The organism is Nocardia shimofusensis NBRC 100134, from assembly GCF_001613125.1.
GTDB lineage: Bacteria > Actinomycetota > Actinomycetes > Mycobacteriales > Mycobacteriaceae > Nocardia > Nocardia shimofusensis.
This window is the reverse complement of record NZ_BDBT01000007.1, coordinates 59,903-85,668: the sequence shown is the minus strand read 5'-3', so window position 1 is coordinate 85,668 and position 25,766 is coordinate 59,903. Positions and strand designations below refer to the sequence as shown.

Here is a 25,766-nt window from a genome sequence, read left to right as displayed (position 1 = left end):
CGGTCGGCCGCTGCGTCGGCATCATGCGAGTTCGCCGGTGTCGCGATAGGACACGTGCAGGTTCTCGATCAGCTTCTGCGCGATCGTCCCCGCGGCATCCGGCGCCGGATCGACGACCATCACGTGGCCGAGGTACTCGTTGTTGTTGTCGGCCGCCCGCACGAGCTTTCCCGCCTCGGCCAGCTGATGCTCGACGACGTGCCCGGCGCCGGACCACCCGTCGCTGCCGTCGATGCGCTCGAGTTCGCCCGCTCGGTCCGGCACCAGGAAAGCGATGGCGGCACTGCCGATTCCGGTATCGCGCGTGTCCAGCTCGGGTCGGCGGCCTGCCGCCAGATCCGCGTGGACCGCGGGGAGGTCGATGCCGGTGACTCGGCGCACCAGTTCGGTGATCCGGTTGCCCGCGGGCCGGGGGTTGACTTCGATCAGACGCGGACCCGCGGTGGTCGATTTGATCTCGATGTGCGCCACCGTGCCGTCCAGGCCCAGCGCCTCGATCGCGGATCGCGCGAGATCGCCGATACTTTCGGCCTGATCGGGCTCGAGCGCCGCCGGGAACATGTGCCCGGCCTCGATGAAGCACCCCGAGCCGACCACCCGCTTGTCGGTGATGCCGACGACCGAGGTGTGACCGGCCCACGTCACGGTCTCGACACTGTATTCCGGACCGTGCACATACTGCTCGATCAGCACCTCCGGCGCCCGCAGCTGCCCACGCGCGTTCACCGGGAACCCCGCGATCGCTGCCACGGCGGCGGCCAGTTGATCGGCGTTGTCGACCAGGCGGACGAACATTCCGCCGCACAGGTCGACCGGTTTGACGACCACCGGATATCCGATCCGGTCCGCCGCGGCGGCGATCTCGCTCCACTGGTCCGCGACCGCGAACTCGGGGCCGGGAACACCCGCGGCTGCGCAGATCCGGCGGGTCGCCGCTTTGCTGCACGCGGCGGCGACCGCGGACCGGCTCGGTCCGGGAAGCCCGAGGTCGGCGGCGATGGCCGCGACCGTCGGCAGGTAGTAGTCACACGAGGACAGCACACCGTCGAACCGCAGCGCCTCGTGGAGCCCGCGCACGAAAGGAAGCAGCGCGGCTTCGTCGTTGGTTTCGGCGGAGACGATGTTCGCGGCGCCCAGCAGCGGATGACCGGCCGCGTTCGCTGACCTCAGGTAGTGACCGAGATCCCTGGTCAGGAAGGTGAACCTGTGGTCTCGGCGGTGAATTCCGCGTGGCAGCAGAGTGCTCATCGACCCGACCCAGCTCTCCACCATGAGTAGATGCCCCATGCGGCCTCCTCGACATCACGTAGGCGTGCAAATGATAATCGTTCTCGTTAAAATGCGAAAGGCGTTCGAATGCGAAAGGCTTCGCGCAGTGGGCCTTTCGAATGCCCGGCGGTCGACGACCGCCGGGCATCGGGTGGACTACTTGGCCGGAGCGGGCGCGGGGGAGGTGATGGTGGTGAAGTACTGCGCGGCGGCCATGATCGCGACCGGCGCGGTCACCAGCAACTGTCCGGCCACCGTGCCCAGGGCCCCGATCGCGAGGATTCCGCCCACGCAGCCCACGGCCGCGGCCGGGACGAAGGCGCCGAACAATCCGACGATGGCCGCCGACGCGACCGTCGCTCCCGCGATCCCGCCGAGCACGCAGCCCACCGCCGCACCACCGAGGCCGCCGACCAGCGTGCCGACGGTCGCACCCATGGAGATGGTGCTGGTCATCCGGCTCCAGGCGGCCTGTTCACGGTCGTACTCGTTCTTCCAGGGAGCCTTGTCCTCGAAGGGGAGGGCGACCGGCTGGTATTTCGCGTGCGCGAGATCGAACTGCGGCGTCAGAGTGGCGGTGCGTTCGGCGATCCGGGCCGCGATGGGAAATACGAAATCATCGACACGGAAGGACAATTCGGTTCCTGCGAGGACGGTGCCGTCCTCGGCCGCGATCGTGAAGACGCCGTCCTCGACACTCATCGTGCCGCTGTCGATGGACACGATGGTGGCCGTCTCGGTGGTTTCGGCGTGAAACCCCACGCCGCCGGGTGGAGTCGCCTGTGCCGTGGCATGACCGGCTGTCATGGCGGTGAAGAGCGTGGCCGCGCCCAGAGCTGTGGCGACGGTCCTGGTGATCGACATAGTTGACATCCCTCATCGAAGTGCGAAGTGGCTGAAGGCCGCACGGATCATAACGATAATGATTTCCATTTGCATAGTCCGGATGGATATCATCGAGCCATGTCCGTGGACGACCGTCAGCTCCGTGCCTTCGACACCGCAGGCAGCGACTTCCAGCGCCTCGCGGCTCACCTCTGGGACCCCATCGGAGCCGCGACCGTCGCCGCCACCGCACCCGCGCCCGGCGACCGCGTCCTCGACGCCTGCTGTGGCACCGGCGCCTCGGCGATCCCCGCGGCCCGCCTCATCGGCCCCGGCGGGCACCTCGACGCCATCGATCTGTCCGCACCCCTGCTCGCCGAACTCGGCAGGAACGCCGCCGACCTGCCTCAGATACACGCCCATCTCGCCGACGCCACCACCTGGCCCGGCCACGGCTACGACATCGTCCACGCCGTGCTGGGAATCTTCTTCTTTCCCGATATGACCGCAGGAACCCGCCATCTCATCAGCCGAGCGCGGCCCGGCGGCCGCGTCGGGCTCACCATCTGGCGTCGCGGCGCGATGGAAGTCCCCGGCCGTGCGTTGCGCGACGCCGTCGCCGAGGTCACCGGCACGCCCACACCGCCGAGGCCTGCCCGCCTCCTCGACGACATCAACCGGGCCGAGGAATACCGCACGTGGCTGACCGACCAGGGATTGCGCGAGGTCACCGTCGACGAACACCCCCTGCACCTGCCCGTCACTCCCGAACTCGCCTGGCTCCTCGTCACCGGATCGGGCTTCGTCGGCGCACTCGCCGACCTCGACGCCGACCGGATCCGCGCCGTCCGGCAGATCTACCTCGACACACTCGCCTCTTCCTCGACCACCCACTTCGACGCCACCACCCTCGTCGCCGTCGGCACCCGAGTCGCCTGACAGCCACCCACGTCGTTCGAGCACGCCGCCTACCCACCCATGCCTGTTCAGCAGGCGCGCCCGATCTCGCCCGCTCCGACGCCGCCCCCGAGACGGCGGACGAGTATCGGCATACCTCGATCCGGCATCTGCATCGCCTGGAACGAGGGGGACGTAGAGTTGCCGGGGGACCAGCCGCCACCAGCCGGCCGGCTGTCGAGCGCACGGCAGCCGGCCCCGGCGTTCCCGCTCGGTTCCGCGCGCGTCCGGTCCGAGCCGATCACGATATGAGGACGGTCATGACGGATACAGCGGCGGCAGCCGTGCGCACCGCATCGGAGCAGGCCGAGGCCACCGGCCAGGTCGAATTGCACCAGCTCCTGGCCGGACTCACGGCGGTTCGGGACGGCGATTTCGGGACCAGGCTGCCGACCGACGCCGACGGGTTGCTGGGCGAGATCGCGACCGTGTTCAACGGCATGGTCGATCAGCTGTCGCTGTTCACCTCCGAGGTCACTCGGGTCGCCCGGGAGGTCGGCACGGAGGGACAGCTCGGCGGGCAAGCCGAGGTGCCCGAAGTGTCCGGCACCTGGAAGGACCTCACGGACTCGGTGAACGCGATGGCGGGCAACCTGACAAGTCAGGTCCGCGACATCGCCCAAGTCGCGACCGCGGTGGCCAGCGGCGACCTGTCGCAGAAGATCACCGTGGACGCGCGCGGGGAGATCCTCGAGCTGAAAGAGACCATCAACACGATGGTCGACCAGCTGTCCTCCTTCGCCGACGAGGTCACCCGCGTCTCCCGCGAAGTCGGCACCGAAGGCATCCTCGGCGGGCAGGCGGACGTGCAGGGTGTCTCGGGCACCTGGCGCGATCTGACCGACTCGGTGAACTTCATGGCAGGCAACCTGACCGCGCAGGTGCGGTCCATCGCCCAGGTCGCCACCGCCGTCGCACGCGGCGACCTCACCCAGAACATCACCGTCGACGCGCGCGGCGAAATCCTGGAACTCAAGAACACCATCAACACGATGGTCGACCAGCTCTCTTCCTTCGCCGACGAGGTGACCCGCGTCTCCCGCGAGGTCGGCACCGAAGGCAGGCTGGGCGGCCAGGCCGATGTGCAGGGTGTCTCGGGCACCTGGAAGGACCTCACCGAGTCGGTCAACGTCATGGCCGACAACCTGACCGCGCAGGTGCGGTCCATCGCCCAGGTCACCACCGCCGTCGCACGCGGCGACCTGACCCAGAAGATCCGCGTGGACGCGCGCGGGGAGATCCTCGAGCTGAAAGAGACCATCAACACGATGGTCGACCAGCTGTCCTCCTTCGCCGACGAGGTCACCCGGGTGGCCCGCGAGGTCGGCACCGAGGGCAATCTCGGCGGTCAGGCGACCGTGCGCGGGGTCTCGGGCACCTGGAAGGACCTCACCGACAACGTCAATGTGATGGCTTCCAACCTGACCGGCCAGGTGCGGTCGATCGCTCAGGTCGCCACCGCGGTCGCGCGCGGTGATCTGAGCCAGAAGATCACCGTGGAAGCCAAGGGCGAGGTCGCGGCGCTGGCCGGGGTCATCAACACGATGGTCGACACGCTGTCCGCGTTCGCCGACGAGGTGACCCGGGTGGCCCGTGAGGTCGGCACCGAGGGCATGCTCGGCGGTCAGGCGCGCGTGCCGAACGTCGCGGGCACGTGGAAAGACCTCACCGACAACGTCAATTCCATGGCCAACAACCTGACCAATCAGGTGCGCAACATCGCCCAGGTCACCACCGCGGTCGCTCAGGGCGATCTGACCCGCAAGATCGACGTCGACGCGCGCGGGGAGATCCTGGCGCTGAAGACCACGATCAACACGATGGTCGATCAGCTGTCCGCGTTCGCCGCCGAGGTCACCCGCGTGGCCAGGGAGGTGGGTTCGGAAGGCAGGCTGGGCGGCCAGGCCGAGGTCGAGGGCGTCTCGGGCACGTGGAAGCGGCTGACCGAGAACGTCAACGAGCTCGCGGGCAACCTGACCCGTCAGGTCCGTGCGATCGCCGAGGTCACCAGCGCCGTCGCCGAGGGCGACCTGACCCGGTCGATCACCGTGGAGGCCTCCGGCGAGGTCGCCGAACTCAAGGACAACATCAACTCGATGGTGGAGTCGCTGCGCGAGACCACCATGGCCAATCAGGACCAGGACTGGCTGAAGACGAACCTGGCCCGCATCTCCGGTCTCATGCAGGGGCAGCGGGATCTGCACGTGGTGGCCGAGCTGATCATGGACGAACTCGCGCCACTGGTCTCCGCGCAGTTCGGTGCGTTCTACCTGTCCGACGAGACCACCGAACAACCCGAGCTGATCCTGATCAGCTCCTACGGCAGCCCGCGGGAACCGGGCCAGGAGGTCCGGTTCGCCTACGGCCAGTCGCTGGTCGGGCAGGCCGCGCGCAGCCGCCGCACCATCGGCGTGGACGACGTCCCCGGCGACTACCTCGCCATCTCCTCCGGTCTGGGCCGCACCGCGCCGGTCAACCTGCTCCTGCTGCCGATCGTGGTGGAAGACCAGGTACTCGGGGTGATCGAGCTGGCCTCCCTGCACCGCTTCACCCGCATCCACCGCGACTTCCTCGACCAGCTGATGGAGACCGTGGGTGTCAACGTCAACACCATCATCGCCAACGCCCGCACCGACGAACTGCTGGTGGAGTCGCAGCGCCTGACCTCCGAATTGCAGGCCCGCTCGGAGGAACTGCAGGTGCAGCAGGACGAGCTGCAGCGCTCCAACGCCGAACTGGAGGAGAAGGCGGCGCTGCTGGCCACGCAGAACCGCGACATCGAAGCCAAGAACCTCGAGATCGAGCACGCCCGCCAGGAACTCGAGACCCGCGCCCAGGAGCTGGCGCTGGCCTCGAAATACAAGTCGGAGTTCCTGGCCAACATGAGCCACGAGCTGCGCACCCCGTTGAACAGCCTGTTGATCCTCGCGCAGTTGCTGGCGCAGAACCCGACCCGCAACCTGACCCCCAAGCAGGTCGAGTACGCGGGAATCATCCATTCGGCGGGTTCGGACCTGCTGCAGCTGATCAACGACATCCTCGACCTGTCCAAGGTCGAGGCGGGCAAGATGGACATCAGCCCCGAGTCGGTGCCGCTGCGCAAGCTGCTGGACTACGTGGAGGCCACCTTCCGGCCGATGACCACGCAGAAGAACCTCGGGTTCCGGGTCGTCACCTCCGCCGGTCTGCCGCTGGACCTGCTCACCGACGACTCCCGGTTGCGGCAGGTGCTGGGCAACCTGTTGTCCAACGCGGTGAAGTTCACCGAGGCCGGGTCGGTGGAGCTGCGCATCGAACCGGCGACGGCCGACGAACTGCCCGCCGCCGCCCGCAGGCACGGCCCGGTCGTCGCTTTCCGGGTGATCGACACCGGCATCGGTATCGCCGAACATCAGCTCGAATCGATCTTCGGCGCGTTCCAGCAGGCCGACGGCACCACCAGTCGCAAGTACGGGGGAACCGGCCTGGGCCTGTCGATCAGCCGGGAGATCGCCTATCTGCTCGGCGGCGCCATCACCGCCCAGAGCTCGCCCGGCAAGGGCAGCACCTTCACGCTGTACCTGCCGGTGGCCCGGCCGGACTTCCAGGACGCGCCTCCGCAGGAGCGTACGGACTCAGGACAGGCCGCCGTCACCGTCGAACGCACGCCCGCTCCGGCCGCGCCCCAACAGCTGCGCAGGCTGCTGGTCGTGGAGGAGCGCCCGCAGGGACTGCTGTCCCTGGTCGCGCAGAGCGCGGTGGGCGACCTGGCGGACAGCCACGACCCGCGCGGCCCGGTGCAGATCGTCACCGCGGTCGGCGTGGAAGAGGCCGCCGCGGCGATGGCGACCGAGGTGTTCCACTGCGTGGTGCTCGAGCTGGACATGCCCGACGACGCCGCGCTGCGGCTGCTCGAGACGATGGACGGGGACGCGGCGTCGAGCACCGTGCCGGTGCTCGCGCACAACAATCGCAGGCTCGGTGCCGAGCAGGAGCGCCTGCTGCAGGAGCGCACCTCGCGTCAGCCACTGGAGTTGCTGTCGAGCCTGGACGAACTGCGCGAACGCATCGCCCTGCACGTCGCCGCGGAGGCGCCCGGCGACGTACTGCCCCTTGTCCGCGGGGAGGAGGCGCCCGCCACGGCGCCGGTGCACCCGGACGGCAGACTCGCGGGACGCACGGTGCTGATCGTCGACGACGACGCCCGTAACCTGTTCGCGCTCAGCAGCATTCTGGAGCTGCAGGGCATCACCGTGCTGCACGCCGAGAACGGGCGCGAGGGCATCGACACCCTGCTCGCCCACCCCGAGACGGACCTGGTGCTGATGGACGTGATGATGCCGGAGATGGACGGCTACACCGCGACCGCGAAGATCCGCGAGATGCCCGAGTACGTGGACCTGCCGATCATCGCCGTGACCGCCAAGGCCATGCTCGGCGATCGGGAGAAGAGCATCGCCTCCGGCGCGAACGACTACGTCACCAAACCGGTGGACGCCGACGCGCTGATCGCCTGCATCCAGCACTGGCTGGGGGCGTGATGACAGGACTCGAGTCACCCGGCACCCCCGGCCCGGCGCCGGCGGTCGCTGCGGGTGCCCATCAGGCCGACCAGCCTGCTCTCACCCAGCCTGCCGTCACCCGGTTGGCCGCCACGGTGGAGCGGTTGCGTGCCGAGATCGCCCAGGCCCAGGCGGCCGCGGACGGCCGGGCATTGATCGAGATGGCCAAGGGCGTGCTGGTCGAGCGGTTGCGCTGCGGACCCACCGAGGCGGCGCGTCAGCTGGACGCGCTGGCCGAGCGCGCCGGGGTCACCGCGCTGGAACTGGCCGCCGATCTGGTCAACCAGGCCGCGCAGGACAAGGTCAGCGCCACCGTCGAAGAATTCCTCATGCGCACCGCCACACCGGAGGAATCCTCGGCCGCCGTGCGGCTGCGCACCGCCGAGAGCGGGCTGCTGGCGACCGGTGATCCGCAGCGGGTCGCGCAATCGGTGCTAGAGAACGCTCTCGCTCCACTGGGCGCGACCGCGCTCGCGATCTGGTCGGTGGGTAGCGACGCCTCGTTGACGCTGGCCGGATTCGCCGGCATCGACCTGCACGAGGCGGAGCGGTGGCGGTATGTGCCTCCCGGCGTCCTCACCCCGGCGCGTCAGGCGCTGGACGCGCGTCAGACGCAGTGGATCGAGCATCTGGGCCGGTCGGGACTGCCCTCGATCGGTGACCGCGACGGTGGCCGGGCGGCGATCCCCGCCAGCGCGGGCGGCAGGCTGATCGGCGTGCTGGAAGTGTGCTGGCCGCAGCCGCTTTCGCCGCAACCGCCCCAGGTGCGCAAGCAGCTCGAGGCGCTGGCCGAGCTGTGCGCGCACACGCTCGAAGCCGACCTGCCGACGGTGGTACTACCGGACCGGTCCCACCTCGCCGACCTCGTCCGGCTGTCCGACGGCTTGTTCGACTCCGCGCTGGTGTTGCTGCCCCACTTCGGCGGCGACGGCGAACTCGCCGATTTCCGCATCCACCATGTCAACCGGAGCTTCGTCGATCCCGCCGGCCGCCCGCAGGGCATGGTCAACGGCGCACTGCTGCTCGAGGCCTACCCGATGGCCGCCGCCGAGGGGCAACTGTTCGAACGCATCGAGCACGTCTTCGCCACCGGTGAGACCTACCGCGCCGACCGGATGGTGCTGACCGAGCTGGTCGACCAGGTGCCGTTGACCGTCTCGGCCGCTCTGAGCATCAGCCGCCACGGCGACACCCTGCTCGTGGTGTGGCGGGTGGAGGACGAGACCGCCCGGCTCGCGGCGCTGCTGCAGCACGCTCAGCGGCTCGGCCGCGTCGGCGGGTTCGAGGAGAATGCCGCCACCGGCGAGATCACCTGGAGCAGCCAGCTCTACGCCCTGTACGGACTCACCCCGTCCGACGACCCGATCCCGCTGGCACAACTGCCCGCCCACGTCCACGACGACGACACCGACGCGGTCCAGCGACTTCTGCGGACACTGTTGCGTTACCGCCGTTCGGCCTCGGCGGCGTTCCGCATCATCCGGCCGAACGGCGACACCCGCCACATCCGCATCATCGCCGAACCGGTCGTCGACACCGCCGGTCACCTGATGGCGCTGCGCGGCGCCTACCAGGACATCTCCGCACAGCATTGGACCGAGGTCGCGCTCTCGGCCACCCAGGACCGTCTGGTGCACACCGAGGAGCAGGCCGCCGAGCACAGCAGGCTCGCGCGTCAGCTGCAGCAGGCGATCATGCCCGCCGCGCAGCCCTCGATCGAGGCGTTCGGACTCCAGATCGCGGTCCGCTACCAGCCCACCGAGCAGGACGCACTCGTCGGCGGCGACTGGTACGACGCGATCGTGCTGCCCTCCAAGCAGATCTTGGTCTCCGTCGGCGACATCACCGGTCACGGCATCAAAGCCGCCACCGGAATGGTCGTGTTGCGCAACGCCCTTCGCGGCCTGGCCACCACCGGCGCAGGCCCCGGGCAGATGCTGACCTGGCTCAACCACGTCACCCACTACCTCACCGACGACATCTACGCCACCGCCGTCTGCGGCCTCTACGACCCGCAGACTCGCGTCCTGCGCTGGGCGCGAGCCGGCCACCTGCCGCCGGTGCTGATTCGCGACGGCGAGGCCGCCGCCCTGCCCGAGATCCCGGGAATCCTCCTGGGCGCCGTGGCCGAGACGAGTTATCAGGAAGCCGAACTCCAACTCGAGGCGGACGACGTCCTGCTGCTGTACACCGACGGACTCGTCGAACGCCGCGACCTCGACATCGACGAATGCGTGGACCGGATGCTCGACCAGTCGGCCCGGTTCCAGGGGAATCTGGACGATCTCGTGGACCATCTGCTCGACCAGAGCGATGCCAACACCGATGACGACACCTGCCTTGTCGGCATCAAGGTGGGGCAAGGATCCAGCACGCCGACCAGCTAGGGAACCCCGGTCGTCGCCGTCGTCGGCAGCGCGGCGCGGCCAGGGCCCAGCAGCACCCATATCTCCTCGACGGTGAGCAACGATCGCCGACGACCTGTACCGTCCGTGCGCCTTCGATAGGGAAGCCGACTTCGCGAACCTTGACAACGGAAGTGTAGTTCGTGAATTATAGATCGCGAAGCAAGATTCCCTTTGATGGGTATGTCGGCGCGTGAGCCGAATTCGTTCACTTTTTCGCGCCGCCGAACCGCTCCCGGAGCGAAAGGACCCCGATCGTGTCGGTTCCGTTGTGGATGTGGCCCGCGGTACTGGGGGTCATCATGGCGATGCTGGCGGTGGACTTGTTCGCCCACCGCAAAGCCCATGTGGTCGGCGTGCGCGAGGCCGCGGTCTGGTCGGCGCTATGGGTCGCCCTGGCGGTCGGCTTCGGCGGGCTGATCTGGTGGCGGTGGGGTGGGGAATTCGCCGCCCAGTACTACGCCGGGTACGTGATCGAGAAATCCCTGGCGGTGGACAACGTGTTCGTCTTCGCGGTCATCTTCGGCTACTTCGCCGTGCCGCGCGAATACCAGCACCGGGTGCTGTTCTACGGCGTGCTGGGCGCGCTGGTCTTCCGCGGGGCGTTCATCGCCGCCGGATCGATCCTGATCGCGAGTTTCGCCTGGATCCTCTATGTCTTCGGCGCGTTCCTGGTGGCCACCGGCATCAAGATGGCCCGCCACAGCGACGACACCATCGACCCGGCGAAATCCCTGGTGCTACGCGGGTTCCGGCGCCTGGTGCCGATGACCGACGGCTTGCGCGGTCAGAAGTTCTGGGTCCGAGAGCACGGTCGCAGGCTGGCCACGCCGTTGCTGGCGGTGCTGGTGCTGGTCGAGACCACCGACATCGTCTTCGCGGTGGACTCCATCCCCGCCATCTTCGCCGTCACCAGCGAACCGTTCCTGGTGTTCACCTCCAACGCTTTCGCCATCCTGGGCCTGCGCGCGATGTACTTCATGCTCGCCGACCTGATGCACCGCTTCATCTATCTGAAGCTGGGTTTGGCGATCGTGCTGGTGTGGGTCGGTGTCAAGATGCTGCTGCTCGAGATCTACAAGATCCCCACCACCGCCTCCCTGGCCGTGGTCGTCGTCATCCTCGCCGTCGCCGTCGCCGCCAGCCTGACGCGGACCCGCGTACTCCCGGCCGAGGGTTCCGACACACACTTCGCGACGACATCCGAAGGTGGATACCGGAAATGACGATGGTCTATCGTGCGAGTATGCCCTCCGACGCCACGGCCACCCCCGCCGACCGCTCCACCGGGGACGCGCAGCCGGCACCGGCACGGACCTGGACTTTCCTCACCAACCACGCCCACGTGCTGCTGTGCCTCTCGCGCGACGGCGAGCTGACCATGCGTGAACTCGCCCAGGCCGTCGGCATCACCGAACGCGCCGTGCAGGCCATCATCGCCGACCTCATCGACGACGGCTACCTCACCCGCGTCAAGAACGGCCGCCGCAACACCTACACCGTCCACGCCCACGGCCGCCTGCGTCACCCTCTCGAATCCGCGCATACCGTGGGCGAACTCATCACCGCTCTGCGCTGACCGCACCGCCGAGGGCGACAACGCGGGCACGAAAGCGGCGGTGAGCAGTTGGATCACCGGGTCGTCGAGTGAGTATCCGGCCGCCCACACGCGCGCGACCCCGGACACAGATCGCCGAATCGGAGCGCGCTGCCTACATTTTGGCGTGCTTGGCCTGGACGAAGCTGAACAGGCCGAAGGCGGCGATGCCGAGCGCGGCGATCACCAGCAGGACGACCCCATAGGGCTGGGCGCCGAGGGTCTTGAGTGCGCCGTCGAGCCCAGCGGCCTTGTCGGGCGCAGAGCTGGTGACCGCGAGAATCACCAGCACGCCGATCGCGCCGATGGCCGCCCCCTTCGCGATATGACCCGCGGTGCCCAGGCGGCGGATGTTGGTGGTGTTCGTGTCCAGGTCCTCCATGAATCGGCCGGTGACACCCTTGTGCACGTAGTAGCCGCCGACCGCGATGATCACCAGTCCGCCGACCACGAGCACGGCAGTGCCCGCGGTGTTCTGCATGAGCCGGGCGGTCAGACTCTGGCTGTCACCGCTGCTGGACTTGCCGCCGCCACGGGCGAAGGTGAACGCCATGAGCGCCAGCGCGGCGTAGACCACGGCCACTGCCAGCGCCTTGACCCGCCGGAACGCCTCTTTCTTCTTGTCCGTCTCGTCGGGCTTGGATGCGCTGCCGAATATCGCCTCGGCCAGCTGCCACAGCGCCATGAGCACGAAGGCCACCACCGCGACCCACAGCACGACCTTGCCGAAGGGCGCCGCGGCGATCTGCGCCATGGCGCCGGATTGATCGGCGGTACCGCCGCCGCCGAAGGCGACGCGCAAGGCGATGTAGGCGATGATCAGGTGGACGATGCCGGACATCACGAAGCCGGCCCGGGCGAATCGCTCGAACGTGGGATGCTGCGCGATCCGGCCCGCCGTGGACGATGTCGAGGTGTTGCTGTAAGCCATGGTGCCTTCTCATCCGTGGGGTGCCGATCGTTAGCGCAGATACCCGGCGCGTGGGTGTCGAAACAGGCGCCGCTGCTTGCTCGGATGAGGACAGGCGATGTCAGCGCTCGCGCATCGTGATTCGCGCGTCGTAGGCGGGGCTGAGGCCGGTGTGGTAGCGCCGCGGTGGCTCGATCGGACCGGGGACGGTCTCGATGCGCCGCTGCTCGAACAGGGTGCGGAACAGGATCCTGGCTTCGGCGAGCGCGAACTGGGCCCCCAGACACCGGTGCGCCCCCGCGCCGAAGGTCAGCCAGGTGTAGCCGCCGGGGCGTTCGCCGAGGAAGCGTTCCGGCCGGAAGGTGAGCGGGTCGGCGTAGTACCACGGTGCTTCGTGGATGAGCAGGATCGGCACGATGACGATCGCGCCCTTCGGAACGGCGATGCCGTTGACGACGGTGTCGCGCAAGGCGCGGCGCCCGGTGAACGGCGAGACGGGCCGCAGGCGCATCGTCTCGGCGACCACCGCGTCGAGGTAGGCGTCCAGCCGGTCACGATCGCCCGCGTCGGCCGCGGCGTCCACCTCGGCCATGGCCTCGGGGTGCGCGGCCAGCATGGTCGCCACCCAGCCGAGGGTGATGGCGGTGGTCTCGTAGGCGCCGAGCAGCACGCCGCGCATGTTGCGGGCCAGCGCGGCGTCGTCGTGCTGATCGAGGCCGGTGCCCACGTATCGGGACAACAGATCGGCGCGGTGCTCACCCGGGGTCGCGCGGCGAGCGGTGATCTCCTCCACGATGACGGCGTCGACCTGGTCCCGGCGACGGGTCAGCGGGGGATAGGGCAGGGTGTAGCCGCCGAGGAACGGGGTCAGCAGAGTGACGGTGAGGAATCCACGGCTCTCGATCTCGTCGAACCAGGCACGCACGGCTCGGCGCAGCCGCGCCATCCGCTCGTGCTCGACGTCGCCGAAGACGACGCCGAGCAGGATGTCGAGCGCCATCCCGTACCCGGCGCGCAGGAACGCGAACGGCTCGTCCACCGGCCAGGTCGGAATCGCGCGCTCGACCACCCCCACCATGAGGTCCTCGTAGGACTGCAGCGCCTTGTGCTGAAAAGGCGGTGAGAAGAGTTTGCGCTCGCGGCGGTGTTCCTCGCCGTCGAGGAAGATCAGCGTCTGTTCGCCGAACATCACGTCGTGACTGGAGAACCGGCTCAGCACCTGCCCGACGGAGAAGTTCTCGTGATCGGCGAACAGCGCGCGCACGTCGTCGGGCTGGTGGGTGACCAGCATGGTCGGGAAGGCGGGTGGCGAGACGACGAACCGTTCCCCGAGCTCGAGCAACGGCGAGGAATGTGTGCCCGGCCGCAGCAGCCCGCCGAGCATGCCGAGGTGACGGGTGCGTAGGCGGGGCAGTTCACGCAAAGCGACTTGGGCAGAACACATCCCGCCATCCTCACCGTTGCCGCCGCGCCTCGCAATCGCCGAACAGCTTCTGCGGCAGGGAGTTCGGCAGTCCGGTGCCCCCAATTGCTCGGGCTTGTGATCGATACCGATTGCCCCCGGTAGGCGACGCTAGAGCGCGGCGACGAGCATGGTTGTCATCGCGACATCCATCGCGAAGTGCGGAAACACCGCGAACGCCAAGGTGTGCGGCAGCCGGTCCCGTTGCTGGGCCAGGTGTGGCTGGATGGCAGCTCCTGGTTCCCGCTGCCCATCCCGGAATGGAACGACCGCGAGCAGCGCCTCACCGTGTCGCGGTACCGCCAGGGCCCGAGCGAGACCACGCCGCTCAGTCGACCATGACGGTCGCGTCGAGCGGGTTCCCCGGGCCACCGAGCAGAACCGCCAGAAGACACATGACCCCGAGGGTCGCGACGAGCAGCGACAGCAGCAGTGATCGCCTGCCGTCGGGGGAGCGCACGTAGGTCACCCCGTTCCGGCCCACCGCGAGGCGATGACCGGATGTCGCCGAGCGGGGCACACCTGTCACGATCAGCACCAGTGTGGGCACGGTGAGCACCATGAGCAGGACGGTCGAAGCGGTCTCGCGTAACTCGGCGGTGATGCGCACTCCCACCAACTCGAAGATCATCAGCGAGCAGGCGGTGCGATACCACGCGAGCGTGGTTCGCTCCACCTGTAAGCCACCGTCGGACGGCGGCGCCGGGGCATCACCTTCGCCCGGAGTCATGGACGCGGGGGCATATCAGCGGGGGTCATATCAGCATCGACCAGCAGACCAAGCCCGCCGCTACGGCCAGGACCAACGACAGCGGTACCGCGATGTGCGGAGCAGGCAGCGGCGCCGACCGACGCAGACTGCGTTCGGTGCGCGCCCACCCCGTCCATGCCAGGATCGGCAACACGACCGCCGATCCTGTCAGTAGAGCCGAGGCCGCCACACTGGGTGTGGAACGGTCACCGACTCCGAACACCTGCAATGCCACCCCCGCGGCCATGAGCGCCAGCGACGTGCGTATCCATGCCAGATAGGTCCGCTCGTTGGCCAGGCTGAAGCGGGCGTCCGGCTCGACGCCCGTGCCGTAGACCCGCGCGGGAAACCGGCGCGGGACTGCTTCGTCGTCGGCATCCGCCACCTCGGCAACCTCCTCCGTCACTGCCGTCCGCGGCCCCGGCCGCAGACATCGAGTCCAGCGCATCGCCCTCCGGCGAAGCAGATTTCCAGCGGGTAGCCGGTGCGGGCCTCCCACGCAGGCACAGGCGGGCCGGGAACAGGATACTTCTCCGGAGTCGCTACCAACCGGCGGCGGCGATGCGGGAGTGGTGGTTCCGGAACGTAGTGTCGGTGCGTGTCCACGATGGCGATCGTTCACAGATGGCGCGGGCTGACCGGTTGGCTGACCCAACCGCGGCACCCGGCCCGGCTGGTGGTCTTCGGATTCGGGGCAGCCACCCTGGTCGGCACGATTCTGCTGCTGCTGCCGATCGCCACGGAGAGCAGGACGGCAACCGACCCGATCACCGCGTTGTTCACCGCAGTATCAGCGGTGTGCGTGACCGGCTTGGTCGTCGTGGATACCGAGAGCCACTGGTCGTTGTTCGGCGAGCTGGTGATCCTGGGATTGATCCAGATCGGCGGGCTCGGAATCATGACGCTGGCGTCGTTGTTCGGCTTGCTCGTGGCGCGGCGGATGGGGCTGCGCATGCAGCTCATCGCCCAGACCGAGACCAAGACCGTGCGGTTGGGGGAGAGCCGCCGGGTCGTGGTCGGCGTGATTCGCATGAGTCTGCTGGTGGAGGCGATCGTCGCTGTGGCGCTCACCGCGCGATTCATGACGGGTTACGGCGAGTCCGTCGCGCGAGCTGTCTATCTGGGCGTGTTCCACGCGATTTCTGCGTTCAACAACGCCGGATTCGCCCTGTATCAGGACAGCCTGATCGGCTTTGCCACCGACCCTTGGATCATCGTGCCGATTTCGCTGGCGCTGGTGATCGGCGGGCTCGGATTCCCGGTGATCTTCGAGGTCACCCGGTCGCTGCGGCGGCAACAGGTGCGTGAGTTCCGGTGGCGGCGGTGGTCGCTGCACACCAGGATCACCCTGATCGCCTATGCCCTGTTGAGCCTGGTCGGGGTGGTCGCGGTGACGACCTTCGAGTGGACCAACCCGGACACGCTGGGGCCGCTGGGCACGGCGCACAAGCTCCTGGTCGGCGGTTTCCACGGGCTCAGCCCCCGTACCGCGGGGTTCAATTCGGTGGATGTCGGGTCCATGCATTCGGCGACGTTGTTGGTCAACGATGTGCTGATGTTCGTCGGCGGCGGCAGCGCGGGTACCGCGGGCGGGATCAAGGTGACCACGTTCGCTCTGCTCGCGTTCGTGATCATCGCCGAGATCCGCGGGGAGCCGACGGTCCACGTCATGGGGCGCAGGCTGGCCGCCCCGGTACAGCGTCAGGCGATCACGGTGGTGTTGCTCGGCGGTGGCGCGGTGGTGATCGGGACGCTCCTGCTGCTGGCGATCACCGGCATGACTCTGGACGCGGTGCTGTTCGAGGTGGTGTCCGCGTTCGGCACGGTGGGGTTGTCGACGGGTATCACCGCGGACATCCCCGATTCGGGGCTTATCGTGTTGATCGTGTTGATGTTCATGGGCCGGTTGGGTCCGATAACCCTGGCCACCGCGTTGGCCTTGCGCGACCGCGGACGCCGCTACGAACTGCCCGAGGAGCGCCCCATTGTCGGGTAGAGCCGTACGCAAACGGGGCACCCGTGTCGTCGTGGTCGGCCTGGGCCGCTTCGGCGGCGCGCTGGCTCGGGAACTGGTCGCCCACGGGTCGGAAGTGCTCGCCCTCGACTCGAATCCGACACTGGTGCAGCAGTATTCCGATGAGCTGACCCATGTCGCGGTCGCCGACACCACCGACATGGAGGCTCTCGAACAGTTGGGAGTGCCGGACTATCCGCACGCGGTCGTCGGCATCGGCAGCAATATCGAGGCCAGCATCCTGACCACTTCGCTGCTGGCCGACTTCCGGATTCCGAAGATCTGGGCGAAAGCGACCAGCCGCCGCCACGGCCAGATCCTGGAACGGGTCGGCGCCCACCATGTCGTGCTGCCCGAACACGATATGGGCGAACGCGTGGCGCATCTGGTCACCGGGGGGATGATCGACTACATCGAGTTCGACGCCGACTACGCCATGGCCAAGACCATCGCACCCCGAGCCAGCGTCGGCAGAACCCTCACCGCCAGCGGCTTGCGCCGGCAGTTCGACATCACTGTGGTCGCGATCAAACATCACGACGCGGACTTCACCTATGCGACCCCGGATACCGTCGTCGAAGCGGGTGACGTGCTCATCGTGTCGGGCCGCGTCGCCGACGTGGAGCATTTCACCGACCTCACCTGAATCCATCGCGGCGAACGCGAGGGTCCGCGGTCGCCGGAAGCGGCCGCGCACCCCAGGACCCGGTGTCAGGAGCGCAGGTCGCGCCGGTTGAAGCGCAGGAACCCGGCAGCCGCCAGGACGGCCGACACCACGACGAGGACCCCGGCGTCGGCCCACTGCATTCCGTGGCGCAGCGGTTCGCCGCCGATGTAGTAGTGGAAAGGCGAGAGGTATTTCAGCCAGTCGGCGCCGATGACACCGGCGAGGTTGCCCGCGACATAGGTGAGCACCCCGATGCCGACCGCGATCGCCAGGGCCTGGCCGCGTTTGCCGAGCGCGGCGCCCAGGCCGATGCCCAGCGCGCCGAAGGTGACCCCCAGCAGCGCCAGATGCGCGCATTGAGCGGCGAATTCCGCGATGCCGATCGATTCGAGGTCCGCCGCGGGACGCAGGGCCACCATGCCGAGCAAGACCAAGGCCGCGATGACCACAGCGCCGGTGACCAGGGCGGCGAATCGCTGCACCGCCAGCCGAACGCGGCCCACCGGATGCGCGAGCAGCAGGTCCAGGTAGCCGCTCTCCTCGTCGCCTGCGACAGCGCGGGCGCCGAAGGTGACTCCGAACGCCATCACCAGCAGGGGCAGCAGGAGACCGAACACCGTCGAACCGAGATATCCCGCCGCCGAGTCGACGTCGTTCATCCGCAAGGCTTCGCGCATCGCTTCGGGGTAGTTCTGCACGGCTTCGGCCATGCCGCCTTCGGACACCTGCGGATAGAACGCGGCATAGAGCAGTCCGACCGCCGCGGTGCCGACCGACCACGCCAGCAGAAGGCGGCGGTTGTCGATCAGGGTTCGGGTGTAGATGTCAGGCAGCATCGGCTTCTCCGGTGTAATAGCTGTGGAACAGGTCTTCCAACGCGGGTTCGGTGACGAGCAGACCGACGACGTGATGCCCGGCCAGGGCGCGCAGCAAGGCGTCCGGGCTGCCGGTCACCTGGCAGCGCAGGGTCGAGCCCTCGATCCGTACCTCGCCGACCCCCGCCAGGCCGGCGAATTCCGCCGCCTCGACGGGGCGGGTGAAGCTGACCTCGACATCCCGTCGGGCGTCGGCGCGCAAGCCGGCGACGGTGTCGAGGGCGACCAGACGGCCCTCGCGGATGATCGCGACCCGATCGGCGACCGCTTCGACCTCGCTCATGATGTGACTGGACATGAACACCGTCCGGCCGGCGGCCGCGGCCTCGGACACCATGTCGAGGAACACCTGCTGGGCCAGCGGGTCCAATCCCGATGTGGGCTCGTCGAGGATCAGCAGCTCGGGTTCGTGCATGAACGCCTGCACCAGCCCGACCTTCTGCCGGTTCCCCTTCGACAGGGCCGAGATCTGCTTGTCCTGATCCAGCTCCAGCCGGTCGCACAGGGCATCGATGCGATCGGAGCCCGCGCCGCCACGCAACGCGGCGAGGAACCGCAGCGCCGATCCCACCCGCTGGCGTGCGGGCGCGACGAAATCACCGGCGAGATAGCCGATCCGGGCATGCAACCGGACGGCGTCGGCACGAGGGTCGAGGTCGAGGACCCGGGCCGTGCCGCTGGTCGGGCGGATGAGGTCCAGCAACAGCCGGATCGTCGTGGATTTCCCGGCGCCGTTGGGGCCGAGAAATCCGAAGACCTCTCCTCGTTGGACGGACAGGGTCAGCTCGACGAGCCCCCGGGACGAGCCGTAGGTCTTCGTGAGCTGGTTCACCTCGATTGCGTTCACCATGCATCTGAACGTATCGAACTTTCAGAGATTTGCAAATACTTTGAAGATTCGCAGGTCTGATACCTTCGGTGCGTGGGAACCAATGAGCGATTGCGAGAATCCGCGGAGAAGCTGGCCCTGACCTTGTCGGCGGGCGGCGGAATGCAACGTTCGACCGCTCGGGTGCTGACGGCCCTGCTCTACACCGAGCAGGAAACCATGACCGCGGCCGACCTGTGCGCGGAGTTGTCGATCAGCTCCGGGGCGGTGTCGACCGCCATCAAACACCTCATGCCGGTCGGCTTAATCGAACGCGTGCCCGCACCGGGCAGCCGCCGCGATCACTATCGTTTCCGGGCCGGGGCGTGGGCTGCCCTCATGTCGCAGCAGAACACGATGCTGGCCACCATGCGCGACGCGGCGCGCGAAGGCATCGACGCCACCGGCCCGGACACCGTCACCGCTCGCCGTCTGCACGAGATGCAGGACTTCTACGCCTTCATGGTCGACGAGCTGGTCCCGTTGATCGATCGATGGCGCGAGCGATACGCCGCCGAGCATCCCTGACCTCGCGCGTGGGAGCCGGGCCGGAGGTACACCGGCTCCCGCGTTCGGCGGTCAGCCGTCGAGATCCCGGCGCGCGCACCCGAACAAGCCGATCGCGATCATGGCGGCGGCGAGGGCCGTGAGCACACCACTCGCGACCCAGTCCGGCGCGGTGTCGGGCACCGCGGCCAGGTGGGCGAACGGAGAAATCTCCGACAGCCAAGCCGGCGCGTGGATGCTCTGCACGATGACGTCCAGCATGAATCCGCCTGCCACGGGCACAGCGCCGATGGCGCCGACAGCGGTGGGATACCAGCCCAATGCCGCCACCGCGGCGCCGAGGCCGAGCAGGACGACGGGGGCGACGTTGAACGCGCCCGCCAGCGCCTGGCCGAACCCCAGCGGCGCGCCGGTGATCACCGCACCGAACCACATCGACACCGCCGCGACGGCCAGCAGGATCGCGACCCCCGCTGCCGTGACAGCTGTCTCCGTTCCGGCCCACCGGTATCGCGACAGCGGCAGGGAGTGCAGAAGGTTCCAGCGTCGCGCTCTCTCGTCGGCGGCCACGGCCGAGATCCGGATGGCCGCGTAGAGCCCGACAGGGATGGCCAGCAGGGCGAACATCGCGGCCGCGAACCCGGAAACCGTACCGAGACCGGCGAACCCGGCTGTCCCCGCGAGTTCGGCGAAACGCGGATTCTTGTCGAAGAACTCCAGGATCGAGGCGATCAGCGCGCCCAGCAGCAGGAAGTAGGCGCCGATTCCCGCCGCCCAGCCCATCGTCGGCGCGAGTGCGCGCCGGGCGGCGAAACCGTGCAGCGAGCCCAGCAGCCGGGTGCGGGCCGGCCGTGCTTCGGGCAGCATGATCAGGGCGCCGCCGAGGTCGCGGCGACGGGCGAGCAGTAGCGCGGCGGCGGTCGGAGCGGCGGCCAGGACGGCCAGCACGAGCACAGGCTCGATCCGGTTGTCCGCATAGGGGGCGGTGCGGGCGGAAAGCCCGAAGGGGGTGAGCCAGGAAGTCCAGGCGAGCGCTGTCACACCGTCGGCGAGCATCCGCAGCAACAACGACACCCCGAGAGCGGCTGCGGCGAGTCCGGCGGCCGCCGCCCGAGACGGAAACACCTGCGCGGCGAGCAATCCCACACCGGCGAATGCCATGGTCGTGGCGAACACACACAGGGTGTGCAGCAGTGCCCCGGTCGGGTCGGTGCCTGCCACGACCAGGCCGGCACCCACTCCCGTGGCGATGAGCACGGCGGCCGAGGTCATCATCGCCGCGGCACGCGAGACCAGATCCAGTATGCGTGTCCGCCCGCCGAGCAGCAGATCCCAGTACCCGGCATCCTCCTGCCCGCGGGTGAGCCGAGTAGCGGCCAGCAGTGCCCACACGCCGCAGAGCACCAGCACCGGGGTGCCGGTGCGCCACACGGTGAACCCGCCGGGATCGTCGAGGGCGAGCGGAGCGCCGAACAGTATGCGCACCGCCGGGTTCTCCGCGAGAGCGCGCAGCGCCCCGGAGTCGAGCGTATCCGCGAAGGTCGTCTGATACTGCGCGGCGACCAGGGTCGAGATACCGGTGGCGGCGACAGCGACCACCGCGGCCCCGCGGCGGATCTGGCGGAAGGCGAGCCCGGCCAGTGCCCGCCCGGGTTCGGCGGCGCCGACCGTGCCGGTGGCGAGGGCGGTCATCGGGCGGCCTCGCCGTAGTAGTCGAGGAAGATCTCCTCCAGGGTGGGCTCTCGTAGCGACAACGCTGTCACCTGCGCCGCGGCGAGGGCTCGCAGCGCCGGCGCGGGGGGCCCGGACAGCGTGAAGCGCAACCGGCCCTCATCGGCCGATTCCACGGCCATCACGCCGTCCACGCCGTCCACTGTCGGCGCCTGGCCCTCGTAGGAAACCTCCACAACCGTGCGATGCAGTCGACGCAGATCGGCCATCGTCGCGATCTCGACGAGCCTGCCGTTGCGCAGGATCGCGACCCGATCACACAGCGCCTCCACCTCGCCGAGCTGATGCGAGCTCAAGAAGACCGTCTGCCCGCGTTCCCGCGCCTCGGTGACACACCGACGGAACTGCTGTTCCATCAGCGGATCCAGACCACTGGTCGGCTCGTCCAATACCAGCAGCGGGGCGCGAGTGGCGAAGGCGGCGACCAACGCGACCTTCTGCCGGTTGCCGGTGGAATAGGTCCGGCCCGGCTTGTCCGGATCCAGCGCGAACCGCTCCACCAGCTCGGCACGATAAGCCTCATCGACACCGGGGCCCACCCGGGCCAGCAACTCGAGGATCTCCGCACCGGTCAACGACGGCCACAGCGCCACATCGGCAGGCACATAGGCCAAGTGCCGATGCGCGGCGCGGACATCCGCCGCTTTCTCCCCGAACACCCTCGCCACACCCGACGTGGGCCGGATCAACCCCAGAAGCAACCGGATGGTGGTCGATTTGCCCGCACCGTTGGGGCCGAGGAAGCCGAACACCTCGCCGCGATCGACGCTCAACGTGAGGTCGTCGACGGCGACGGTACGACCGAACCGCTTGCTCAAACCCTCGAGCGAGACAGGCGCGCCGGAATCGATGGCGCGCGCGGACAACGCCGCAGTGACTGACATCGGAAAGCCTTTCCAAGTCGACGAATACGCATTGCCGACCAGACTTCCCGGCGCACCTGGACAGAAGGCTACTCCGGCCGGGCTCCACGCCACCACGTTTCGTCGCCCCCGACCTGAAGCCGGGCCTGTCGCTCAGAGAGTGAACGTCAGGGCATCCGGTCGGATGTAGTCACCGGGATCGGAGAGGAAACGCAATGTCGGGCGCCGCTCGGCGGGGATGCGTTCCAGTTCGCCGTGCAATGTGGCCTGATAGGTGTCACCACGCGCGGTGAAGCCCGGAAGCCAGTTGTCGTGATGGCTGGGCACGAACACCGCGGGCCTGATCGCCTCGATGTACTGGCGGATGTCGCGCAGACCGTTGAGCGGCTGGTTGAAACCCTGGATGGCACCGAGGTGCACATCGCTGGCGGGCAGCGCCCTCAGCACGTCATACACCTGCGGTCCGGCTTCCGCGAGTGGTCCGGCGGAGTCGTTCCAGGTGAGGGTGAATCCACCCACCCGGAATTGATAGAGCAGGCTGCCGCCTTCCTGGTCGGACAGCGCGGACCCGAGTGCGATGAGATCACACAGCTGCGGCGGGTTCGCGATCGAGTCACGAATGTCCGGCACAGGGAAGAACGGCGCGGAACCGTCGGCGCTGCGGTCCGGGGGTTTCGGTCCCGAGTGCACATGCCGGACGGCCGTCACCTCGACCGATCCGACCGTATGGCGATAGGTCTCGCCGAGTGCCGACCGCGCGTCACCGAAGGTCACAGTGCGCAAGGTCGACGCCTCGACCTGGCGCTGCGCCTGGGAACAGTGCTCGGCCGTGCCGAACAGCACCGCGCCGGAGGCCTGTGCCAGAGCGCCCGCGTCAGCTGCGTGGTCGAAGTGCCCGTGCCCGATGAAGATCGCTTCGGGGCGCAGCTCGCCTACCTGTGCCACGGTGGTCGGGACGTATCCACTGTGGGCGCCCCGGGGAACCCAGGCATCGAGCAGGACAACGGTCCCACCCAGCGCCGCGGCGAAACTCGTGCATCCGAACCAGGACAGGATCGCCCGATCGCTGCGCACCGCGCCGGTCACCGGGTCGACGTTGGCCGCGCCGAAGAAGCGGGTGCGCGCGGCGATCATGCGCTCGTCCGGATCTGCGACGGACCTCCCCGCTGTTGCGACGAGACCGGCGCCGATCGCGGCGCCGAGAAGTGTGCGCCGGGTGAGGGGGCGCCGGGTGAGGGGGCACGGACTGTGCGAGAACTCTGACACGGAAGCATCCTGACAGCTATCGGAAACGGGCACCGGCCCTCGGGGCAGTTCGCCGTTGATCCTGCCCCCATTTGGATACCAAATCGTATCCGTTGGGTATGGTGGCCGAGGTCGCATTCGCTGACGAATGTGCGATACCCGATCGGGGAGATGAATGAAGAGGACCCTTCGGCGTCGGTCGTTGGCGGTATCGATCGTCACGCTGTTTGCGACGATGGTCGTCGCGCCGACATGGATGCCGGCCGCCGCGGCCCCGGACGGCGGCGCCGACGGCGCCCGCTGGCTGTCCGACTACGAAGCACCACCGAAGTACCCCGATGTGCACATCGAGTGGGATGTACCGCTCACCATGAGTGACGGCACCGTGTTGAAGGCGAACGTCTACCACCCTGCGGATGCGCGTGGGCCGATCGCCGAGAAGACGCCCACGATCGTCAACATCACGCCTTACACCAAGCTGTTTCAGATGCTGATCGACTCCGCGATCGCGACGCCGGCCCTCTACGACGCTCTCAACCGGTTGCTGAAGCTGGCCGACTTCTCGGCGGTCGGGATGGGCGGGCTGTCGGATATGGCCCAGAACATCCCCGCAGGTGTCGGGCGCATCTTCGCCGGCGTCGACCGCAAGCTGATCCAGAGCGGCTACTCGGTCGCGGTGGTGGACGCGCGGGGTACAGGGTTCTCCCAGGGGGTGTGGGATGTGCTCGGCGAACGTGAGCAACTCGATGCCGCCGAGATCGTCGACTGGGCGGGAAGTCAGCCGTGGTCGACCGGCGATGTCGGCATGACCGGCGCGTCGTACTGTGCGATCAACCAGCTGCACGCCGCCCAGAAAGGGGCGAAGGCGCTGAAAGCGATCTTCCCGGTCGACGCGGGCAATGATCTGTCCCATGACATCATCAACACCGGTGGCGGGTTCGGCGTGGGCTTCCTCGTCCCCTGGATCACCTTCGTCAATACGACGAAGGCGTTGCCCGACATCGTATCGATGCTGACCGGGTCGTTCGACTGGAAATGGCTCGAGGATCGCGTGAGCAGCCCCTTCACCATGGCGGATGCCCTGATCGGCTACTTCTTCAGTGCCACATGGGAATTGATGCCTGCGTCCACGCAGAACGTCTGGCAGTCGAGCAGCGACAGACACAAAGCCTGGCTGGGCAGCGGCGTCGACAACGTCGAGGTGCCGACCTTCATGGTGGGCAGCTGGTTCGATCTGTTCGCCTACTCCGAGATCAAGGCGTTCGAGCAGATTCCGCTGTCCTCGGACAAGAAGAAGTTGATGATGGGCAACGGCTACCACATCACTCCGCTCGGACGTCACGGCGAGCCCGGTACACCACCCCGCCTCGATGTCCTGCAACGCGCGTGGTTCGACAGGTGGCTCAAGGGCATCGACAACGGTATCGACCGATACGACCCCATCACCTTGTTCCAGCAAGGCGGAGGCTGGACCAGTGTCGACACCTTCCCTCGACCCGATGCCGTCCATCGGCGCCTCTACCTTTCCGCAGCGCCGAGCGGTACGACCAGCTTCCCCGTCGCCCACGACGGCAGCTTGACCGCCGAGCCGCCCACGGAGAGCAGGCGACTCACCGTCACCCCGGGGCTTGCCACGGTGTGCTCGCGGGACTCGGCGCAGATCACTGCCGGCATCACCTCGGTGTTCGATATCTGTGCCAAAGACAGCAGGGTGGCCGAAACCAGCGCGCTGACTTTCACCAGTCCGCCGGTCGATGCGCCGACGACGATCTCGGGTCCGATCGCGCTGCATCTGAACACGGTTCACGACACGACCGACGGATTCTGGACCGCCACGGTGAACGATGTCGCCCCTGACGGCACGTCGACGGCGATCACCTCAGGTCAGCTCGTCTCCTCGATACGCATGATCGATGAAGGCAAGTCGACCCGATCCGCCAACGGCGATTACACCGACCCGTACCCGACGCTCGCGATCGAAGACCGCCTCCCGGTCGTGCCCGGTCAGCCGACCGCGCTCGACATCAGCATGCGTGCCACCGATGCGATTCTGAAGCCGGGGCACCGGTTGCGCATCGACGTGTTCGCGAGCAACTTCCCCCGTGCTGTTCCGTCCGGGCCGACTCTGGTCGACAGCGAGCTCGCGCCTCAACACCTCCAGCTCGACCCGCAGGCGCCGAGCTACGTCAACATTCCGGTCGGCGGAAATCCACGCTGGTGACACGGGCCCGCAGCGGCCGGTAGCCCGCCGGTGGGAGCGGGGAACCATGTGATATTCG

Annotated in this window: 20 protein-coding genes; 9 read left to right on the top strand and 11 right to left on the bottom strand. The window is 68.1% G+C overall.

Annotation, left to right across the window (positions count from 1 at the left end; translation table 11 throughout):
• Positions 1-21: 21 nt before the first annotated feature.
• Complete coding sequence (locus NS3_RS09835) at positions 22-1,287, bottom strand: ATP-grasp domain-containing protein (RefSeq protein ID WP_084495264.1); 1,266 nt, start codon at positions 1,285-1,287, stop codon at positions 22-24.
• 138 nt (positions 1,288-1,425) lie between these two features.
• Entirely contained in the window at positions 1,426-2,133 is a 708-nt protein-coding gene (locus NS3_RS09830; protein ID WP_067857100.1) for a DUF8020 domain-containing protein, read from the bottom strand.
• Positions 2,134-2,232: 99 nt separating this feature from the next.
• On the opposite strand from NS3_RS09830, the gene NS3_RS09825 reads away from it, so the two are divergent.
• The 5 genes from NS3_RS09825 (at position 2,233) to NS3_RS09805 (ending at position 11,576) form a co-directional block, all read left to right on the top strand.
• Positions 2,233-3,033, top strand: coding sequence for a class I SAM-dependent methyltransferase (locus NS3_RS09825; protein ID WP_067857097.1), 801 nt, complete (start codon positions 2,233-2,235; stop codon positions 3,031-3,033).
• A 278-nt stretch (positions 3,034-3,311) separates the two neighbouring features.
• The gene (locus tag NS3_RS09820) at positions 3,312-7,571 is read left to right on the top strand and encodes a HAMP domain-containing protein (protein WP_067857096.1); all 4,260 of its coding nucleotides are present in this window, start codon (positions 3,312-3,314) and stop codon (positions 7,569-7,571) included.
• Positions 7,571-9,979, top strand: coding sequence for a SpoIIE family protein phosphatase (locus tag NS3_RS09815; protein WP_067857094.1), 2,409 nt, complete (start codon positions 7,571-7,573; stop codon positions 9,977-9,979). The genes NS3_RS09820 and NS3_RS09815 overlap by 1 nt, the downstream gene beginning before the upstream one ends.
• 275 nt (positions 9,980-10,254) lie before the next feature.
• Positions 10,255-11,223, top strand: coding sequence for a TerC family protein (locus tag NS3_RS09810; RefSeq protein ID WP_281205283.1), 969 nt, complete (start codon positions 10,255-10,257; stop codon positions 11,221-11,223).
• Between the two features lie 2 nt (positions 11,224-11,225).
• The gene (locus NS3_RS09805) at positions 11,226-11,576 is read left to right on the top strand and encodes a helix-turn-helix transcriptional regulator (protein WP_157101274.1); all 351 of its coding nucleotides are present in this window, start codon (positions 11,226-11,228) and stop codon (positions 11,574-11,576) included.
• A gap of 133 nt (positions 11,577-11,709) precedes the next feature.
• On the opposite strand, the gene NS3_RS09800 is transcribed toward NS3_RS09805, so the two are convergent.
• The 4 genes from NS3_RS09800 to NS3_RS09785 all read right to left on the bottom strand — a co-directional run bounded on the left by NS3_RS09800 (position 11,710) and on the right by NS3_RS09785 (position 15,123).
• Positions 11,710-12,525, bottom strand: a complete 816-nt coding sequence (locus NS3_RS09800) for a DUF1206 domain-containing protein (protein ID WP_067857090.1) — start codon at positions 12,523-12,525, stop codon at positions 11,710-11,712.
• Between the two features lie 100 nt (positions 12,526-12,625).
• Positions 12,626-13,948 carry a cytochrome P450 gene (locus NS3_RS09795; protein ID WP_067857087.1) on the bottom strand — a complete coding sequence of 441 codons (1,323 nt, stop codon included), beginning with the start codon at positions 13,946-13,948 and terminating at the stop codon, positions 12,626-12,628.
• A 346-nt stretch (positions 13,949-14,294) separates the two neighbouring features.
• Positions 14,295-14,642, bottom strand: coding sequence for a DUF202 domain-containing protein (locus tag NS3_RS09790; RefSeq protein WP_067857084.1), 348 nt, complete (start codon positions 14,640-14,642; stop codon positions 14,295-14,297).
• A gap of 79 nt (positions 14,643-14,721) precedes the next feature.
• Positions 14,722-15,123 (bottom strand): YidH family protein, encoded by a 402-nt coding sequence (locus NS3_RS09785; RefSeq protein ID WP_245649542.1) that lies wholly within the window; start codon positions 15,121-15,123, stop codon positions 14,722-14,724.
• A 201-nt stretch (positions 15,124-15,324) separates the two neighbouring features.
• Between NS3_RS09785 and NS3_RS09780 the strand changes: the two genes are divergently transcribed.
• Positions 15,325-16,713 (top strand): TrkH family potassium uptake protein, encoded by a 1,389-nt coding sequence (locus tag NS3_RS09780; protein WP_067857082.1) that lies wholly within the window; start codon positions 15,325-15,327, stop codon positions 16,711-16,713.
• Positions 16,703-17,377 (top strand): potassium channel family protein, encoded by a 675-nt coding sequence (locus tag NS3_RS09775; protein ID WP_067857080.1) that lies wholly within the window; start codon positions 16,703-16,705, stop codon positions 17,375-17,377. Before NS3_RS09780 ends, NS3_RS09775 begins: the two co-directional genes overlap by 11 nt.
• Positions 17,378-17,442: 65 nt before the next feature.
• Here NS3_RS09775 and NS3_RS09770 read toward each other — a convergent pair whose 3' ends face one another.
• Positions 17,443-18,234 (bottom strand): DUF2705 family protein, encoded by a 792-nt coding sequence (locus NS3_RS09770; RefSeq protein ID WP_067857077.1) that lies wholly within the window; start codon positions 18,232-18,234, stop codon positions 17,443-17,445.
• Positions 18,224-19,123 carry an ABC transporter ATP-binding protein gene (locus NS3_RS09765; RefSeq protein WP_067857074.1) on the bottom strand — a complete coding sequence of 300 codons (900 nt, stop codon included), beginning with the start codon at positions 19,121-19,123 and terminating at the stop codon, positions 18,224-18,226. The genes NS3_RS09770 and NS3_RS09765 overlap by 11 nt, the downstream gene beginning before the upstream one ends.
• Before the next feature lie 141 nt (positions 19,124-19,264).
• Between NS3_RS09765 and NS3_RS09760 the strand changes: the two genes are divergently transcribed.
• Positions 19,265-19,669: a GbsR/MarR family transcriptional regulator gene (locus NS3_RS09760; protein WP_084495322.1), complete on the top strand. Its 405-nt coding sequence runs from the start codon at positions 19,265-19,267 to the stop codon at positions 19,667-19,669.
• Between the two features lie 51 nt (positions 19,670-19,720).
• Here the strand turns inward: NS3_RS09760 and NS3_RS09755 are convergent, their stop codons facing one another.
• The 3 genes from NS3_RS09755 to NS3_RS09745 form a co-directional block, all read right to left on the bottom strand.
• Positions 19,721-21,340, bottom strand: coding sequence for an efflux permease Rv1217c-related protein (locus NS3_RS09755; RefSeq protein ID WP_067857071.1), 1,620 nt, complete (start codon positions 21,338-21,340; stop codon positions 19,721-19,723).
• Complete coding sequence (locus NS3_RS09750) at positions 21,337-22,263, bottom strand: ABC transporter ATP-binding protein (protein WP_067857068.1); 927 nt, start codon at positions 22,261-22,263, stop codon at positions 21,337-21,339. The genes NS3_RS09755 and NS3_RS09750 overlap by 4 nt, the downstream gene beginning before the upstream one ends.
• A gap of 132 nt (positions 22,264-22,395) precedes the next feature.
• Positions 22,396-23,508, bottom strand: coding sequence for an MBL fold metallo-hydrolase (locus NS3_RS09745; RefSeq protein WP_245649541.1), 1,113 nt, complete (start codon positions 23,506-23,508; stop codon positions 22,396-22,398).
• Between the two features lie 154 nt (positions 23,509-23,662).
• Here NS3_RS09745 and NS3_RS09740 point away from each other — a divergent pair, with 154 nt between their 5' ends.
• Positions 23,663-25,708 carry a CocE/NonD family hydrolase gene (locus NS3_RS09740; RefSeq protein WP_067857065.1) on the top strand — a complete coding sequence of 682 codons (2,046 nt, stop codon included), beginning with the start codon at positions 23,663-23,665 and terminating at the stop codon, positions 25,706-25,708.
• The last annotated feature ends 58 nt before the right edge of the window (positions 25,709-25,766 follow it).

Coding starts and splice junctions, on each gene's coding strand:
- NS3_RS09755 (WP_067857071.1), bottom strand. CDS start 21,340: ATGACCGCCCTCGCCACCGGCACGGTCGGCGCCGCCGAACCCGGGCGG.
- NS3_RS09780 (WP_067857082.1), top strand. CDS start 15,325: ATGGCGATCGTTCACAGATGGCGCGGGCTGACCGGTTGGCTGACCCAA.
- NS3_RS09800 (WP_067857090.1), bottom strand. CDS start 12,525: ATGGCTTACAGCAACACCTCGACATCGTCCACGGCGGGCCGGATCGCG.
- NS3_RS09795 (WP_067857087.1), bottom strand. CDS start 13,948: ATGTGTTCTGCCCAAGTCGCTTTGCGTGAACTGCCCCGCCTACGCACC.
- NS3_RS09750 (WP_067857068.1), bottom strand. CDS start 22,263: ATGTCAGTCACTGCGGCGTTGTCCGCGCGCGCCATCGATTCCGGCGCG.
- NS3_RS09740 (WP_067857065.1), top strand. CDS start 23,663: ATGAAGAGGACCCTTCGGCGTCGGTCGTTGGCGGTATCGATCGTCACG.
- NS3_RS09805 (WP_157101274.1), top strand. CDS start 11,226: ATGGTCTATCGTGCGAGTATGCCCTCCGACGCCACGGCCACCCCCGCC.
- NS3_RS09760 (WP_084495322.1), top strand. CDS start 19,265: ATGCAACGTTCGACCGCTCGGGTGCTGACGGCCCTGCTCTACACCGAG.
- NS3_RS09825 (WP_067857097.1), top strand. CDS start 2,233: ATGTCCGTGGACGACCGTCAGCTCCGTGCCTTCGACACCGCAGGCAGC.
- NS3_RS09835 (WP_084495264.1), bottom strand. CDS start 1,287: ATGGGGCATCTACTCATGGTGGAGAGCTGGGTCGGGTCGATGAGCACT.
- NS3_RS09770 (WP_067857077.1), bottom strand. CDS start 18,234: ATGCTGCCTGACATCTACACCCGAACCCTGATCGACAACCGCCGCCTT.
- NS3_RS09830 (WP_067857100.1), bottom strand. CDS start 2,133: ATGTCGATCACCAGGACCGTCGCCACAGCTCTGGGCGCGGCCACGCTC.
- NS3_RS09765 (WP_067857074.1), bottom strand. CDS start 19,123: ATGGTGAACGCAATCGAGGTGAACCAGCTCACGAAGACCTACGGCTCG.
- NS3_RS09815 (WP_067857094.1), top strand. CDS start 7,571: ATGACAGGACTCGAGTCACCCGGCACCCCCGGCCCGGCGCCGGCGGTC.
- NS3_RS09820 (WP_067857096.1), top strand. CDS start 3,312: ATGACGGATACAGCGGCGGCAGCCGTGCGCACCGCATCGGAGCAGGCC.